This window comes from Pantoea eucrina (assembly GCF_002095385.1).
GTDB lineage: Bacteria > Pseudomonadota > Gammaproteobacteria > Enterobacterales > Enterobacteriaceae > Pantoea > Pantoea eucrina.
The window spans coordinates 1-15516 of the sequence record NZ_MIPP01000063.1 but is presented as its reverse complement, the minus strand read 5'-3'; the positions used below and the strand labels follow the sequence as shown (position 1 = coordinate 15516).

At 57.9% G+C, this 15516-nt stretch carries 12 protein-coding genes; 7 read left to right on the top strand and 5 right to left on the bottom strand.

Annotated elements, in window-relative coordinates:
• Nucleotides 1-226 precede the first annotated feature (226 nt).
• Nucleotides 227-547, top strand: a complete 321-nt coding sequence (locus HA43_RS17690) for a hypothetical protein (RefSeq protein WP_040113465.1) — start codon at nt 227-229, stop codon at nt 545-547.
• Between the two features lie 29 nt (nt 548-576).
• Here HA43_RS17690 and gabP read toward each other — a convergent pair whose 3' ends face one another.
• Nucleotides 577-1971, bottom strand: coding sequence for a GABA permease (gabP, locus tag HA43_RS17685; RefSeq protein ID WP_071668316.1), 1395 nt, complete (start codon nt 1969-1971; stop codon nt 577-579).
• A 101-nt stretch (nt 1972-2072) separates the two neighbouring features.
• Nucleotides 2073-3329: a 4-aminobutyrate--2-oxoglutarate transaminase gene (gene gabT / locus HA43_RS17680; RefSeq protein WP_094112253.1), complete on the bottom strand. Its 1257-nt coding sequence runs from the start codon at nt 3327-3329 to the stop codon at nt 2073-2075.
• Between the two features lie 109 nt (nt 3330-3438).
• Here gabT and pdxR point away from each other — a divergent pair, with 109 nt between their 5' ends.
• Nucleotides 3439-4953: a MocR-like pyridoxine biosynthesis transcription factor PdxR gene (gene pdxR / locus HA43_RS17675; protein ID WP_211279587.1), complete on the top strand. Its 1515-nt coding sequence runs from the start codon at nt 3439-3441 to the stop codon at nt 4951-4953.
• 47 nt (nt 4954-5000) lie between these two features.
• On the opposite strand, the gene HA43_RS17670 is transcribed toward pdxR, so the two are convergent.
• The 3 genes from HA43_RS17670 to HA43_RS17660 all read right to left on the bottom strand — a co-directional run bounded on the left by HA43_RS17670 (nt 5001) and on the right by HA43_RS17660 (nt 8831).
• Nucleotides 5001-6467: a pyridoxal phosphate-dependent decarboxylase family protein gene (locus HA43_RS17670; protein WP_094112252.1), complete on the bottom strand. Its 1467-nt coding sequence runs from the start codon at nt 6465-6467 to the stop codon at nt 5001-5003.
• 12 nt (nt 6468-6479) lie between these two features.
• Nucleotides 6480-7862, bottom strand: a complete 1383-nt coding sequence (locus HA43_RS17665; RefSeq protein ID WP_094112254.1) for a diaminobutyrate--2-oxoglutarate transaminase — start codon at nt 7860-7862, stop codon at nt 6480-6482.
• Between the two features lie 213 nt (nt 7863-8075).
• On the bottom strand, nt 8076-8831 hold the full coding sequence (locus tag HA43_RS17660; RefSeq protein ID WP_094112251.1) for a prepilin peptidase: 756 nt from the start codon (nt 8829-8831) through the stop codon (nt 8076-8078).
• Nucleotides 8832-9291: 460 nt separating this feature from the next.
• Between HA43_RS17660 and arnB the strand changes: the two genes are divergently transcribed.
• The 5 genes from arnB to arnT all read left to right on the top strand — a co-directional run.
• Nucleotides 9292-10440 (top strand): UDP-4-amino-4-deoxy-L-arabinose aminotransferase, encoded by a 1149-nt coding sequence (gene arnB, locus HA43_RS17655; protein WP_094112250.1) that lies wholly within the window; start codon nt 9292-9294, stop codon nt 10438-10440.
• Nucleotides 10430-11416, top strand: a complete 987-nt coding sequence (gene arnC / locus HA43_RS17650) for an undecaprenyl-phosphate 4-deoxy-4-formamido-L-arabinose transferase (RefSeq protein ID WP_094112249.1) — start codon at nt 10430-10432, stop codon at nt 11414-11416. Before arnB ends, arnC begins: the two co-directional genes overlap by 11 nt.
• Entirely contained in the window at nt 11413-13392 is a 1980-nt protein-coding gene (arnA, locus tag HA43_RS17645) for a bifunctional UDP-4-amino-4-deoxy-L-arabinose formyltransferase/UDP-glucuronic acid oxidase ArnA (protein ID WP_094112248.1), read from the top strand. Before arnC ends, arnA begins: the two co-directional genes overlap by 4 nt.
• A complete protein-coding gene (gene arnD, locus HA43_RS17640) occupies nt 13389-14279 on the top strand; it encodes a 4-deoxy-4-formamido-L-arabinose-phosphoundecaprenol deformylase (RefSeq protein WP_071668322.1) in 891 nt (296 codons plus the stop codon). Before arnA ends, arnD begins: the two co-directional genes overlap by 4 nt.
• Before the next feature lie 13 nt (nt 14280-14292).
• Nucleotides 14293-15516, top strand: a 1224-nt coding sequence (gene arnT / locus HA43_RS17635) for a lipid IV(A) 4-amino-4-deoxy-L-arabinosyltransferase (protein WP_094112247.1), incomplete at its 3' end; no start/stop codon positions are given.

Genomic DNA, 15516 nt, shown 5'->3' with positions numbered 1-15516 from the left:
CAGCGGCGTCACCAGCGACTTCGGGGGGGGACCGGCACAGCCTGCCAGTAGCAGCGCCAGCGCAGCGGTGCGCAGCAGCGCTGTCAGATGAAAACGCGATAAACAGGCTATGGTAAACTCCCTTTATAAACGGCTAAAACTGGCGCTGCCATTGTCAGGGCATGCGGCAGAAAGTCAACCTTAACGGGTGGTGCAGTGTCGCCATCCACGCGCGGGAATAAAAAATATGCAATATGAAGATCTCTATCGCCGCATCGGACAGATTATTTATAGCTGCGGGCCTGAGAACGCACGTCAGCTGACGGTACAGGCTGAACTGTTTGCTGATGAGGAGGGGGGACAGTATCAGTTTAACTATCTGGATGAGCAGGGCGAACCTGACTGGTTTGAGCCTGATGCGCGTGCCGTAGGCGACCTGACGGAGGCGCTGAGAGCGTTTCAGCACTATTTCATTGAGCATGAACTGTCACCGGGCCAGCCCGTCTGGACGCACTGCGTGGTGAAAATTGATGTGCCGGAGTCAGCCATCAGCATCGACGTATACTGAAACCGGGCATCCCTGCCCGGCACTGTGACTCAGGAACGAACGGCGACCATTCTGGCGTGGCGGCGTGCCGCGCGTTTGCGGTGTACCAGCCGGCTGGCAGCCAGCACCAGCAGCGTCAGAATAGCGGTTGCGATGATCTCCGGGCGATGCTGCTGATTAAACAGCATGGAGCCCAGCACGCCGATGATAAACACAATGGTTGCCCAGGTGAGTCCCGGGAAGAGCCACATGCGGTAGCTCAGGACCTCACCACGCGCCTCGCGCTTTTTACGCAGCACCAGGTGAGAGGCTGCAATAACCAGATAGACCAGCAGCGCAATGGCTCCGGAGCTGGCCAGCAGGAACTCAAAGACGGCGCTGGGTGCCACGTAGTTGGCAAATACCGCCAGAAACGCCGCTGCGGTTGAAAGCAATACTGCAACCCATGGCGTACCGCTGCGCGTGGTGCGTGATGCGGCCGCGGGGGCATCCTGACGGCGCGACAGCGAAAACAGCATACGCGAGGCGGTATAGAGCGCAGAGTTCAGGCAGCTGCAGACGGCAATCAGTACCACAATATCGACAATCAGACGCGCGTGCGGGATGTTCATTATCTCCATAGCGGTCTGATAAGAACCGTTCTTCATCAGCGCCGGACTGTTCCACGGCACCAGCGAAATCACCAGGAAAATTGACAGCAGATAAAACAGCGCGATACGCCAGATGACGGAGTTAGTCGCCTGGGTGATTTGCTTTTTCGGTTCACGCGACTCCGCTGCGGCAATGGTGACAATCTCCGTGCCCATGAAAGAGAACATCGTGGTCAGAATAGCCGCCAGTACGGCGCTGATTCCGTTTGGCATAAAGCCTTTGGTATCCCAGAGATGTGAGATCCCCTGCGTATTGCTGCCGGGCAGCAGGCCAAATACCGCCAGGCTACCGGCGACCAGGAAGCCGACGATTGCCACCACCTTCAGCAGGGCAAACCAGAACTCAAACTCGCCATAGTTTTTCACGCTGAACAGATTACTGATGGTCAGAAACGCCGTAATCGCCAGGGTATATTCCCAGACGTCTACCTGCGGAAACCAGCCGTGCAGGATAGTGCCGGCGGCGTTAGCTTCAAGCGGGATCACCAGCACCCAGAACCACCAGTAGAGCCAGCCGATGGTAAAACCGGCCCAGCGCCCCAGCGATTTATCAGCATAGGTGGAAAAAGAGCCGGAATCAGGCGAAGCGACGGCCATTTCAGCCAGCATGCGCATAATCAGCACCACCAGCGTACCGGCGGCAATATAGGCGAGCAGCACCGCCGGTCCCGCTTCGGCGATGGCGTGACCGGATCCGACAAACAGGCCGGCCCCGATAACGCCGGCAATAGATAGCATCCTCACGTGGCGCGGCTTCAGGCCTGGTGCCAGTACGTCGGCATTCTGAGCAGTCATAGTTTTTTCTCCGAATCGTCTCTCAGGCGACGTACAGCGCCGCCTGGCGTGAAGGTGGACAAGTCAGGCCTGCAGCGGACAGGCCTGAGGTGCAGCGCGGTTCAACGCTGCGGAGTGAGCAGACCGCCGAGAATATCGAGCGCCTGACGGAACTGCGCGTCCGGAATCGTCAGCGGATAGAGGAAGCGGATGACGTTACCCTGCGGTCCGCAGGTCAGCAGCAGCAGCCCCTGCGCCATCGCCTGCTGCTGCAGCGCCTGCGCACTCTGCGCATCAGCAAACTCCACGGCCACCATGGAACCCAGCGCGCGGATATCGGTAATAGCAGGCTGCGTGGCGCGTATTCCCTGCAGAAATTCGGTCAGCGCAGCGCCAAGCTGTACGGAGCGTTCGCAGAGCTGCTCTTCGGCGATGACATCCAGCACCGCGTGCGCCGCCGCAATAGAGAGAGGGTTACCGGCATAGGTTCCCCCCAGGCCGCCGGGACCGGGCGCATCCATAATTTCTGCTCGTCCGCTGACGGCGGAGAGCGGCATACCGCCGGCGAGGCTTTTTGCCATAGTGATAAGGTCCGGCTCCACGCCATAGTGTTCCATGGCAAAGATTTTTCCGGTGCGGCCAAATCCGCTTTGTACTTCATCAGCAATCAGCAGAATGCCGTGCCGATCGGCCAGCGCGCGCAGCTGCGTCATAAATTCAGGTGGGGCGATATGGAAGCCACCTTCGCCCTGGACCGGCTCCAGCACGATCGCAGCCACATCCTGCGGGGCGATATCCTGCGTAAAGAGGTCATCCAGACTTGCCAGCGCATCTGCTGTGGTGATGCCGGTGACGCTGTTTGGATAACGGGCGTGAAATACGGAGGCGGGCATCGGGCCAAAGTCGCGCTTATAGGGAGCCACTTTGCCGGTCATCGCCATGGTCATAAAGGTGCGGCCATGAAACGCATTGCCAAAGGTGATGATACCGTGACGCCGCGTGGCGGCGCGCGCAACCTTAACGGCATTCTCTACCGCTTCAGCACCGGTGCTGAAAAACGCGGTTTTCACTTTACCGGCGATAGGAACCAGATCGTTAATACGTTCCGCCAGCGCAACATAGTTCTCATAAGGCGTGACCTGGAAAGCGGTATGGGTAAACTTCTCTAACTGATCTTTGATGGCCTGCACGACGCGCGGATGGCGATGGCCGGTGTTCAGAACCGCAATACCGCCGGCAAAGTCGATCCAGCTATTACCTTCAGTGTCGCGCAGCGTGGCGTTTTCCGCCTGCTCAACAAACCACGGGCACAGGTTGCCGGTGCCGCGTGGCAGGGCGTCATCTTTACGTTGTTGCAGCTGGCTGTTTTTACCTTCCATAACCTTTCCTTAGCGATAAGCTTCTTTACAAATCACGACAAACACGCTTATTTATGCCTGCAGCGGCACAGGTTGCCAGAGCCAATTCAACGAAAAAGGATGGAGCCAATTGCGGAGTTTGTATGCCGATCATGTTCTGGAACGTCTGCAATTTGTTGCAGAGGGCACGCTGCAGCAGCGCCTGCTTATCTGCATGCAGCAGGCGATTGCTGAAGGTATTTTCCCGCGCGCCTCGCGCCTGCCCGCCACGCGCGATCTGGCACGCGAGCTGGGGGTATCGCGTAATACGGTGCTGAACGTCTATGAAAATCTCATTGCGCAGGGATACGTCACGGCGCGCACCGGCAGCGGCACCTGGATTGCTGAAACGCTGCCTGAGGGGTGTCTGAACAGCCCGCAGCGCGTTCCTGAGCCTGCTGCCGCGTTGACAAAACCTGCTGCGCTGTCGCGACGGGGGGCAACCCTGCTCGGCCACGCCAACGCCTCACCGTGGCAGTGGGGCGCATTTGTTCCGGGCGCGCCCGATGTGCGTCAGTTTCCGCATAAGCTGTTCAGTCAGATCCAGGCGCGGCTGAACCGCGATCCGGAGATAGAGCGGCTGATCTACAGCAGCAGCGGAGGCTGTCCGCTGCTGCGTCAGGCGCTGGCGGAGTATCTCAGCGTGGCGCGTTCGGTACGGGCGGACGCCGACCAGATTATTATTACCGAGGGTGTGCATCAGGCGGTGGATCTGGTGACGCGCGTGCTGTGCGACGCGGGGGATCCGGTCTGGATCGAGGAGCCGGGCTACTGGGGAACGCGTAATTTGCTGCGCATCAACGGCCTTAAAATCCAGGCGAAAGCGGTGGATGAGCAGGGCATCATTCCCGATCTGACGTCGCGCAGTAAACCGCCAAAAATGATATTTGTGACACCGTCACACCAGTATCCGCTGGGCGTACATCTTAGCCTGGAGCGTCGCAGGCAGCTGCTTGATTTTGCGCGAAAACATAAAAGCTGGCTGGTAGAAGATGACTACGACAGTGAATTTCGTTTTTCCGGCCAGCCGTTTCCGTCGCTGCAGGGCTTTGAGGCGGATGCACCGGTTATCTATATGGGCACGTTCTCTAAAACGCTCTATCCGGCGCTGCGGCTGGGCTATCTGGTGGTGCCAAAAGCGCTGGCACAGCCGCTGCGGCTGGCGGCAGCGGAGCTATACCGGGGCGGTCACCTGCTGATCCAGCGCGCGCTGGCAGAGTTTATTCAGAAAGGGCATTACATGGCGCATATCCGCCGCATGCGCAAGCTTTACAGCCAGCGGCGGCAGTTTCTGACCGGGCTTATCTCCCGCTATCTTGGGGAGGCGTTTATGCCTGCGGTGAACTATCAGGCGGGTCTGCATCTGGTACTGCCGCTGCCGCAGGGGTGTGATGACGTGGCGATAGCTGCGCTGGCGCTCAGGCGCGGCGTGAAGGTGCGTGCGCTGTCGCAGTATTATATGCATCCGCAGGAGAAACGCGGTTTACTGCTGGGATATGCCTGCGTTGACGAGCGTCAGTGTCAGGATGCGTTTGGCGCGCTGAGAGGCTGTCTGCTGGAGGCGGGCGTGATCGCGCGTGGCAGCGGCACGGAAAATCTGGCATAAAAAAGCCGGCAACCCGTGAAGGTTGCGGCCTGATGTCAGCCGGAGAATCAGGCGCTCAGCAGCTGATCGGCGGTTTTTTCCACCAGAGCCAGCAGCAGCTTGATATCATCCAGCGTCACGGTCGGATTCAGCAGCGTCAGCTTCAGGCAGGTCACACCCTGATTTTCGGTCACGCCTACGTTAGCGCGGCCCGACTCCAGCAGCACATCGCCGATGCGCTGATTAAACAGGGCAATCTGCGCGATATCGGTGAGCTGCTGCGGACGATAGCGGAACAGCACGCTTGCCAGCTGCGGCTGCATCACCAGCTCCAGGCGCGGTGTCGCTTCAACATACTGCGCCACTTCCTGCGCCAGCGTGACGCCGTGGTCGATAATTGCCGCATACTGTTTCTGACCCAGCGCTTCCAGACCCATCCACAGCTTCAGCGCATCGAAGCGACGCGTGGTCTGCAGCGATTTAGAGACCAGGTTTGGTACGCCCGCCTCTTCATCAAACTCAGAGTTCAGGTAAGCCGCCTGATAACGCATCAGTTCATAGTGACGCGCATCCTTCAGCAGAAATGCGCCGCAGCTGATGGTCTGGAAATATTGCTTATGGAAGTCCAGGGTAACGGAGTCCACCATGTCCAGGCCATCCAGATAGTGGCGATACTTCTCTGACAGCAGCAGCGCGCCGCCCCATGCCGCATCCACGTGCACCCAGATGTTACGTTCAGCAGCAATGGCAGCAATTTCGCGCAGCGGATCGATAGCGCCTGCGTCAGTGGTACCCGCGGTAGCAACAATCGCCAGTACCTGTTCGCCATTCGCTTCAGCCTGCGCCAGTTTGGCCTGCAGATCGTTGACGTCCATGCGCGCAAAGTCATCCGACTTCACCTGAACCACTGACTGATAGCCGTGGCCGAGCAGCGCCATGTTCTTCTGTACGGAGAAGTGCGCATTTTCAGAGCAGAACACTTTCATCTTACGCAGATCGCCGATGATGCCATCCTGCTGCACCGAATGTCCCTGGCGGGCAAAGAAGGCATCACGCGCCAGCATCAGGCCCATCAGATTGCTCTGGGTGCCGCCGCTGGTAAAGACGCCCGCGTCGCCGGCAGCGTAACCCACCTGAGCACGCAGCCATTCAATGAGTTTGACCTCAATGATGGTCGCTGATGGGCTCTGATCCCAGGAATCCATGCTCTGGTTTGTGGCGTTGATCAGAACTTCAGCGGCCTGGCTTACCACCAGGCTTGGGCAGTGCAGATGCGCCACACACTGCGGGTGGTGCACTGACAGGCTGTCTTTCAGGAAATACTCAATTGCGCGCTCAATCGCGGCCTGGTTACCCAGGCCGTCAGGATTGAAGTCAAGCGCAATGCGCTCGCGCAGTTCGGCAACCGTTTTGCCCTGATACATCTCAGGCTGTTGCAGCCACTGCACAACCGCGGCGCTGCTCTGGGCAATCGCCTGCTGATACGCCTCAATGCTCTGCGCAGAGGCGGCCAGAATCGGGTTCACTTCACTCATTTACTTTTCCAGTCAAACAGGTTTGACGCCAGCGCCCAGCAGCGCCTGCTCAAATTTATCCAGGAATACAGCCAGCTCTTCGTTTGTGATAAGCAGGGACGGCAGCAGGCGCAGGACAGAACCGTGACGGCCGCCGCGCTCCAGAATCAGGCCCGCTTCGAAGCATTTCTTCTGCAGCAGCGCAGAAAGCTCGCCATCTGCCGGGAAGCTGCCCATGTGATCGGCTGGCTCATCAGGCTTAACGATTTCGATACCGATCATCATGCCCATGCCGCGAATATGACCGATAACCGGGAAGCGCTGCTGCATCTCTGCCAGCTGTGCTTTCAGCCATTCACCCTGTTCCGCAACTTTGGCAGCAATATTCTGCTCGGTCAGCACTTTCAGGGTAGCCAGACCAGTCGCCATCGCCAGCTGATTGCCGCGGAAAGTACCGGTATGGTGTCCTGGTGACCAGGCATCAAACTGCTTTTTAATGCCCAGCACAGCGAGAGGCAGGCCACCGCCAACCGCTTTTGACATCACGATGATGTCCGGCTCAATGCCGGCGTGTTCAAAGGCGAAGAATTTGCCGGTGCGGGCAAAGCCTGCCTGAACTTCATCCAGAATAAGCAGGATGCCGTGCTCCTGCGTGACTTTGCGAATGCGCTGCAGCCACTCTGCCGGTGCCGGGTTCACGCCGCCTTCACCTTGGACCGCTTCCAGAATAACGGCTGCCGGCTTGCGCACGCCGCTTTCTACGTCATTGATCAGGTTATCGAAGTAGTATGTCAGCGCTTTCACGCCTGCGTCGCCACCGATACCCAGCGGGCAGCGGTACTGGTGCGGATAAGGCATAAACTGCACTTCCGGCATCATGCCGTTAACCGCTTCTTTTGGCGACAGGTTGCCGGTCACCGCGAGCGCGCCGTGCGTCATGCCGTGATAGCCGCCTGAGAAACTGATAATACCGCTGCGACCGGTGACTTTTTTCGCCAGCTTCAGCGCAGCTTCAACGGCGTCCGCGCCGGATGGGCCGGTGAACTGCAGGCAATACTCTTTGCCCTGGCCTGGCAGCAGAGAAAGCAGAGATTCAGAGAATTGATCTTTCAGCGGTGTGGTCAGATCAAGAGTATGTAACGGCAAGCCGCTGGTAATGACATTTTGGATGCTCTGCAGAACATCAGGATGGTTATGACCAAGTGCCAGCGTCCCTGCGCCAGCCAGACAGTCAAGATATTGCTTATTCTCAACATCCGTAATCCACACGCCGCTGGCTTTAGCGATGGCTAAAGGCAATTTGCGCGGGTAACTCCTGACGTTTGATTCAAACTCAGCCTGACGGGCTAAGAATGCGTCGTTGTTTCCGTTGAATGAGCTGGTACCAAAATTATCAATACGGACTTTATCCGTCATCATATCTCTCCTTCAACCGGGGCTCGCAGTGGCTGGCCGATTGACTAATTGAACAAAAAAGTATCAGTAATGTAAAAAGCGCGGCCAATATAGAGCCTTTTGCCTCACATCACAATGATTAATTTTGTGTAGAATTATTTATTCTTTTCATATACGAATCATAACGTTGGACAGAAACTGGCCGCTGTTATTTCTCCGCTAAAATAGCCAGCTTTAAATTATTGAATGAATAAAGAGACTTATACCCGCCAGTGAAAGCCACGGACCAAACGGAACAGGGCGGTCTGGCCGCTGAAAACAGTAGGGTTTGATAAAGATCACAAAAATCAGCGCGCTGCCGCAGGCGATAAGCAGCAGCGCCGGCAGCGACGTCCAGCCAAGCCAGGCACCCAGCGCTGCCATTAATTTTGCATCCCCCAGTCCGATGCCGGGCTGATTTCTCAGCAGCTGATAGCACCAGCCGGTAAAGCGAATCACGCTATACCCGGCCGCTGCGCCGGTAACGGCATCACGAAGCGTACCGGGCATCGCATCACCGGCATGCAGTAGCAGGCCAAGCCAGAGCAGCGGCAGCGTAATCGCATCCGGCAGCAGCAGGTGCGTCATATCGATAAGCGAAAGCGCCAGCAGTGACCATGCCAGCAGCAGTGCGGCAATCAGGCGGCTGTCCGCGGGCAGCAGCTGCATCAGCAGCAGGGCGATCAGCGACGTCGCGGCCTCAGTAACCGGACAACGACAGCTGATAGGGCCATAGCAATCGCGACACCGGCCGCGCAGCAGCAGCCAGCTCAGCACCGGGATCATGTCATACCAGCGCAGGGCGCGTTCACAGTGTATGCAGCAGGAGGAGGGAGCCAGCAGGGAAGTGAACGTGGCCGCCCCGGCGATGTGTCGTGGCAGCCGGTACACCACAACGTTAATAAAACTGCCCGTCGCCAGCGACAGCAGCGTCACCATTACCAGCATCATATTCTCCTCCTTCTCACATGACGTAATTCATCTGCGAGTAACCTACCTGATATCCGGCGAGTGAGGTATTTAAAATCAATATTTTCAGCGAGTTGCAGAAAAAATTGCGCCCCATATCCAGAAAATCAGCGTGTGAAAATCTCAACGGCAGCCCTGCTTTTTGTCATACCGCGCTCTGCACAATTATCAATCAACCCTAAACGCTGAAGAAGTTGGCTGAGTAAACGCTGCAAATTTAATGTTGCGTTAAGTTTCGTTGCTTATGGTGATTACGCAGGAAAAATAGCAGGTGCACTAATGTTTTAGTCGATCGGCTATGTCAGCGCTGAGCCAGTGAACGGGCGTGATGTTAATCAGTTTTTCACTATAACACGTTGAGAGTGCGTTGAAGTTGCGCGGAGTGACAGGTGCAGAGTTTATTCCTGCATTGTGGTCAGAGCATAATTGATAAGGTGGATTTATGTCTTTCTTACCCTTTTCGCGTCCCGCTTTGGGCGAAGAAGAGCTGGCCGCCGTCAGTGCGGTGTTCGCTTCAGGCTGGATCACCACCGGCCCGAAAAATGCTGCGCTGGAGCAGGCTTTCTGTGAATTGACTGGAAACCAGCACGCCATTGCCGTCAGTTCAGCGACTGCCGGCCTGCACGTTACGCTGCTGGCGCTGGGCATTCAGCCCGGAGATGAAGTGATCACCCCTTCGCTAACGTGGGTCTCTACGCTCAATATCATCACGCTGCTGGGAGCCACGCCGGTTATGGTTGATGTCGACCGTCATACGCTGATGGTGACGGCACCGCAGATTGAAGCGGCGATCACACCACGCACCCGGGCGATTATTCCGGTGCATTACGCCGGTGCGCCGGTTGATCTGGCGTCAATCTGCGCGCTGGGTGAGCGCTACGCCATTCCGGTGATTGAGGACGCCGCGCACGCTACCGGCTGCCACTATAACGGCCAGCATGTCGGACAGCGCGGCACGGCGATCTTTTCACTGCACGCCATCAAAAATATCACCTGTGCCGAGGGCGGCGTTGTTGTAACGGATGATGCTGAACTGGCCGACCGGGTGCGCAGCCTGAAGTTTCACGGCCTGGGGGTGGATGCCTGGGATCGCAATACGCACGGGCGCAAACCGCAGGCAGAGGTGATAGCACCCGGTTTTAAATACAATTTGCCCGATATCAATGCCGCTATTGCGCTGGTTCAGCTCGGTAAGCTTGAGGCTATCAACCGGCGCCGCCGGGAGATTGCGCAGCGCTACCTGCAGGCGCTGGCGGATACGCCTTTTCTGCCGCTGAAACAGCCGGACTGGCCGCATCAGCACGCCTGGCATCTGTTTATCATTCGCGTGGATGAAGCTACCTGCGGCATCAGCCGCGATACGCTGATGGAGGCGCTGAAAGCGGAGGAGATCGGCACCGGACTTCACTTCCGCGCGGCGCACACGCACAAATATTATCGCGAGCGTTATCCGCATCTTTCCCTGCCTGACACGGAATGGAACAGCGAACGTATCTGTTCGCTCCCGCTGTTTCCTGATATGCAGGATGAGGATGTCAGCCGGGTGATCGGCGCGCTGCGTACGCTGGCAGGAGGCCGCCATGCTGGATGAAAAACCGCTTCAGAAAATCTCTGTGGTTATCCCGGTCTATAACGAAGAGGAGAGTTTGCCGGAGCTGGTACGCCGCACCAGCGCAGCCTGTAGCACGCTGGGTCTGAACTTTGAGATCCTGCTGGTGGATGACGGCAGCAGCGACCGCTCGGCGCAGATGATCGCTGATGCCGCTGATATGCCAGGAAGTCACGTCGTCGGCGTACTGCTTAACCGAAACTATGGTCAGCACTCTGCGATTATGGCGGGCTTCGCCCATGTATCGGGCGACCTGATAATTACGCTGGACGCCGATCTGCAGAACCCGCCCGAAGAGATCCCGGCGCTGGTCAAAGCTGCGCAGCAGGGCTACGACGTAGTGGGTACGGTACGGCAGAACCGGCAGGATAGCTGGTTTCGTAAACGCGCCTCACGCGCCATCAATCAGCTGATCCAGCGCGTGACCGGCAAAGCGATGGGCGACTATGGCTGCATGCTGCGCGCCTATCGCCGGCATATTGTTGACGCCATGCTGAACTGCCATGAACGCAGCACCTTTATTCCCATTCTGGCCAATACCTTTGCCCGCCGCACTATCGAACTGCCGGTCGCACACGCTGAGCGTGAGTTTGGCGATTCCAAATACAGCGTCATGAAGCTTATCAATCTGATGTATGACCTGGTGACCTGTCTGACCACGACGCCGCTGCGCCTGCTGAGCATTGCTGGCAGCCTGATTGCGCTGGCGGGCTTTGCCTTTTCGATAGTGCTGGTGATCTTACGCCTGTTTTTTGGCGCCAACTGGGCCGGCGACGGTCTGTTTATGCTGTTTGCGGTGCTGTTTATTTTTGTCGGCGCGCAGTTTATCGGGATGGGCCTGCTGGGCGAATACATCGGGCGTATCTACAACGATGTACGCGCGCGGCCGCGCTATTTCATTCAGCGGGTGATCCACCCGCAGCAGGAAACTCCTCAGGTTCAGGAAATCAAACCATGAAAACAGTTGTTTTTGCCTATGCGGAAATGGGTTGCGCAGGAATCAACGCGCTGCTGAAAGCGGGTTTTGAGATTGCGGCGATCTTTACGCACACCGACACCGGGGCAGAGAGCCATTTTTTTGATTCCGTCGCGCGCCTCGCCGCTGAGCGCGGCATTCCGGTGCATGCGCCTGAAGAGGTCAATCACCCGTTATGGATTGAACGCATCCGCGCCTTGCAGCCTGACTATATTTTCTCCTTTTATTACCGCGCCATGCTGAGCGACGCTATTTTGGAATGTGCGGCACGCGGCGCGTTTAATCTGCACGGCTCGCTGCTACCCGCCTATCGCGGACGCGCACCGCTTAACTGGGTGCTGGTTAATGGCGAAACGGAAACCGGCGTGACGCTGCACCGCATGGTTAAGCGGGCCGATGCCGGTGACATTGTCACGCAGGAAAAGGTGGCGATCGATGAGCAGGATGATGCGCTGACGCTGCACCGTAAGCTGGTGGCCTGTGCCACACAGTTGCTGGAAGGTACGCTGCCAGCGCTGAAGCGCGGCGAGATTGTAGCCCGGCCGCAGGATGAGGGGCTGGCAACCCGGGTCGGACGCCGCACGCCGGAAGATGGACGTATCCGGTGGGAGCAGAGTGCGCAGCAGGTGAATAATCTGGTGCGCGCGGTAACCTGGCCCTGGCCCGGTGCTTTTGCCTTTGCCGGTACGGTGAAGTTTATGGTGTGGAAAGGACGTGTGCACGCCGGCACGCCGGGTGCCAGAGCCGGGACCGTACTCTCTGTCGATCCGCTGCAGGTCGCCTGCGGCCAGGGCGCACTGGAAATTATCACCGGCCAGTGTGACAACGGCGTGTTTATGAATGGCAGCCAGCTGGCGCAGAGCCTGGGGCTGGTGCCCGGCGCGCTGCTTTACTCTGAGCCGGTGGCGGCTGTTAAACGCCGCACGCGGGTGCTGATCCTCGGGGTGAACGGCTTTATCGGCAATCATCTGACTGAACGCCTGCTGCAGGATGATAATTTTGAGGTTTACGGGCTGGATATCGGCTCTGATGCGATAAGCCGTTTTCTGAACGAGCCGCGTTTCCACTTTGTTGAGGGCGACATCAGCATTCATTCCGAATGGATTGAGTATCACATCAAGAAGTGTGACGTGGTGCTGCCGCTGGTGGCGATTGCTACGCCGATTGAGTACACCCGTAACCCGCTGCGCGTATTTGAACTCGATTTTGAAGAGAACCTGAAAATCATTCGCGACTGCGTTAAATATAAAAAACGCATCATCTTCCCTTCTACCTCTGAAGTGTACGGCATGTGTACCGATCGGCATTTTGATGAGGATAGCTCTAACCTGGTGGTCGGTCCGATTAACAAGCAGCGCTGGATCTACTCGGTTTCCAAACAGCTGCTCGATCGGGTGATCTGGGCCTATGGTGAAAAAGAGGGCCTGCGCTTTACGCTGTTCCGCCCCTTTAACTGGATGGGTCCCCGGCTGGATAACCTCAATGCTGCACGCATTGGCAGCTCGCGCGCCATTACGCAGCTGATCCTCAATCTGGTAGAGGGATCGCCCATCAAACTGGTGGATGGCGGGGCGCAGAAGCGCTGCTTTACCGATATCCGTGACGGCATTGAGGCGCTGTTTCGCATCATTGAAAACCGCAACGGTAACTGTGACGGGCAGATCATCAATATTGGTAATCCTGAAAATGAAGCCAGTATTCGTGAGCTGGCGGAGCATCTGCTGGCAAGCTTTGAGCGCCATCCGCTGCGCGACCGTTTTCCGCCGTTTGCCGGGTTCCGCGAAGTAGAAAGCAGCAGCTACTACGGCAAAGGGTATCAGGATGTGGAGCATCGCAAGCCCTCGATAAAAAATGCGCGCCGGCTGCTGAACTGGGCACCGGATGTGGATATGGATACCACCATCGATAACACCCTTGATTTCTTTCTGCGCACTGTTGAACTGCAGGAAAAGCCATGAAAAAAGTGGGGCTGCGGGTCGATGTTGATACCTGGCGCGGCACCCGGCTGGGCGTCCCGGCACTGCTGGAACAGTTCAGCCTGCATCAGCTGCAGGCGAGCTTCTTTTTCAGCGTCGGGCCGGACAATATGGGGCGCCATATCTGGCGCCTGCTTAAGCCGCACTTTTTTCACAAAATGGTGCGCTCGCGGGCGGCATCGCTCTATGGCTGGGATATTCTGCTGGCCGGTACCGCCTGGCCAGGACGCCACATCGGACGCGGCCAGGCGGACATTATCCGCGCCACCGCCGATCATCATGAGGTTGGCCTGCACGCCTGGGATCACTTCGCCTGGCAGACCTGGGCGGGCGTCTGGTCAGAACAGCGGCTGGCGCAGGAGATCGGGCGGGGCAGGCAGATGCTGGAAGCTCTGACAGGTGACGCCGTCACTTGTTCAGCCGTTGCCGGCTGGCGGGCAGACAGCCGGATTATTGCTGCAAAAGAACCTTTCCATTTTCGGTACAACAGCGACTGCCGCGGCAGCGGCCCGTTTATCCCGCTGCTACCGGACGGTACAGAAGGCACAGTACAGATCCCGGTCACGCTGCCTACCTGGGATGAAGTGGTGGGGCAACAGGTGAGTGCTGCGCGCTTCAACGATTTTATCCTTGAGCGCATGCAGCACGCTGCGGGCACCGCGGTTTACACCATTCATGCCGAAGTTGAGGGGATCGCCGCGCGCGACGCCTTTAGCAACCTGCTCGATCGCGCCCGCCAGGCCGGTATTCACTTCTGTCCGCTCAGCGAGCTTCTGCCTGCCGATCTCTCCACTCTGCCGCGCGCGCCTGTGATACGCGGCCGGATTGCGGGTCGGGAAGGGTGGCTGGGCTGTCAGGCAGAAAACTAATCAGGGAGTTCTGATGCGTACAGGCACCAAAATTACGCTGCTGCTGATGCTGTTTGCGCTCTATTATCTGCTGCCGGTTCCGTTTCGCGATCTGTGGCAGCCCGATGAGCTGCGTTATGCAGAGATCAGCCGCGAGATGATTGTCAGCGGCAACTGGGTTGTGCCGCACTTTTTTGATTTGCGCTATTTTGAAAAACCTGTCGCCGGCTACTGGATAAATAATCTGGGCCAGCTGCTGTTCGGACACACTAATTTTGGCGTCCGCGCCGGCGCGCTGTTCAGCACGCTATGCAGCGGCCTGCTGATTTTCTGGCTGGGATGCCGGATGTTTGCCAGCCGCAACGTCGCCCTGCTGGCCAGCACCGTTTTTCTGACCTCGCTGCTGGTTTACGGAATCGGCACTTATGCGGTGCTGGACCCTGTTCTGCTGCTGTGGCTGACGGGAGCGATGTGCAGCTTCTGGTACGCGGCTCAGGCATGCACATTCCGGCAGCGCTTCTCCGGCTATCTGCTGCTGGGTGCGGCCTGCGCCATGGGGTTTATGACCAAAGGCTTCCTGGCGCTCGCGGTTCCGGTGCTGGCGATTGTGCCGTGGATGGTGTGGCAGCGCCGCTTCACGGAACTGCTGCGCTGGGGGCCGCTGGCGCTGCTGACCGCAGTACTGCTGAGCCTGCCGTGGGCGCTGGCGATAGCGCAGCAGGCGGGAGATTTCTGGCACTATTTTTTCTGGGTTGAGCATATTCAGCGTTTTGCTGAAGAAAACGCGCAGCACAAAGCGCCTTTCTGGTATTACCTGCCGGTGCTGGTTGCGGGCACGCTGCCCTGGCTGGGGCTGCTGCCCGGCGCGCTGATAAGTGGCTGGCAGCAGCGTCGCCAGCAGGCAGGCGTGCTCTATTTACTGAGCTGGGTCGTGCTGCCGCTGCTGTTTTTCAGTATTGCAAAAGGCAAGCTGCCAACCTATATCCTGCCCTGTTTTGCTCCGCTGAGCCTGCTGATAGCAGGTTATGCATCAGGAAACAGCGCACGATTAAACACCGCGCTGCGGTTTAACGGCTGGATCAACCTGCTGTTTGGCGCGCTGACCGCGCTGGCGGTGATAAGCGTACTGGCACCGTGGGGGCTGGCTCACCGGCCGCTCTACAGCAGCGACGAGAAGCTGCGTGCGACTCTGGCTGCGCTCGCTTTTACCGGCTGGGCGCTGGCGGCAGGTGTCAGCCTGCGCACCGGGCGCTGGCAG

Bases quoted from the DNA above. Each gene is read 5' to 3' on its own strand.
- HA43_RS17690 (WP_040113465.1), top strand. From the start codon at position 227: ATGCAATATGAAGATCTCTATCGCCGCATCGGACAGATTATTTATAGC.
- gabP (WP_071668316.1), bottom strand. From the start codon at position 1,971: ATGACTGCTCAGAATGCCGACGTACTGGCACCAGGCCTGAAGCCGCGC.
- gabT (WP_094112253.1), bottom strand. From the start codon at position 3,329: ATGGAAGGTAAAAACAGCCAGCTGCAACAACGTAAAGATGACGCCCTG.
- HA43_RS17670 (WP_094112252.1), bottom strand. From the start codon at position 6,467: ATGAGTGAAGTGAACCCGATTCTGGCCGCCTCTGCGCAGAGCATTGAG.
- HA43_RS17665 (WP_094112254.1), bottom strand. From the start codon at position 7,862: ATGACGGATAAAGTCCGTATTGATAATTTTGGTACCAGCTCATTCAAC.
- HA43_RS17660 (WP_094112251.1), bottom strand. From the start codon at position 8,831: ATGATGCTGGTAATGGTGACGCTGCTGTCGCTGGCGACGGGCAGTTTT.
- arnB (WP_094112250.1), top strand. From the start codon at position 9,292: ATGTCTTTCTTACCCTTTTCGCGTCCCGCTTTGGGCGAAGAAGAGCTG.
- arnC (WP_094112249.1), top strand. From the start codon at position 10,430: ATGCTGGATGAAAAACCGCTTCAGAAAATCTCTGTGGTTATCCCGGTC.
- arnA (WP_094112248.1), top strand. From the start codon at position 11,413: ATGAAAACAGTTGTTTTTGCCTATGCGGAAATGGGTTGCGCAGGAATC.
- arnD (WP_071668322.1), top strand. From the start codon at position 13,389: ATGAAAAAAGTGGGGCTGCGGGTCGATGTTGATACCTGGCGCGGCACC.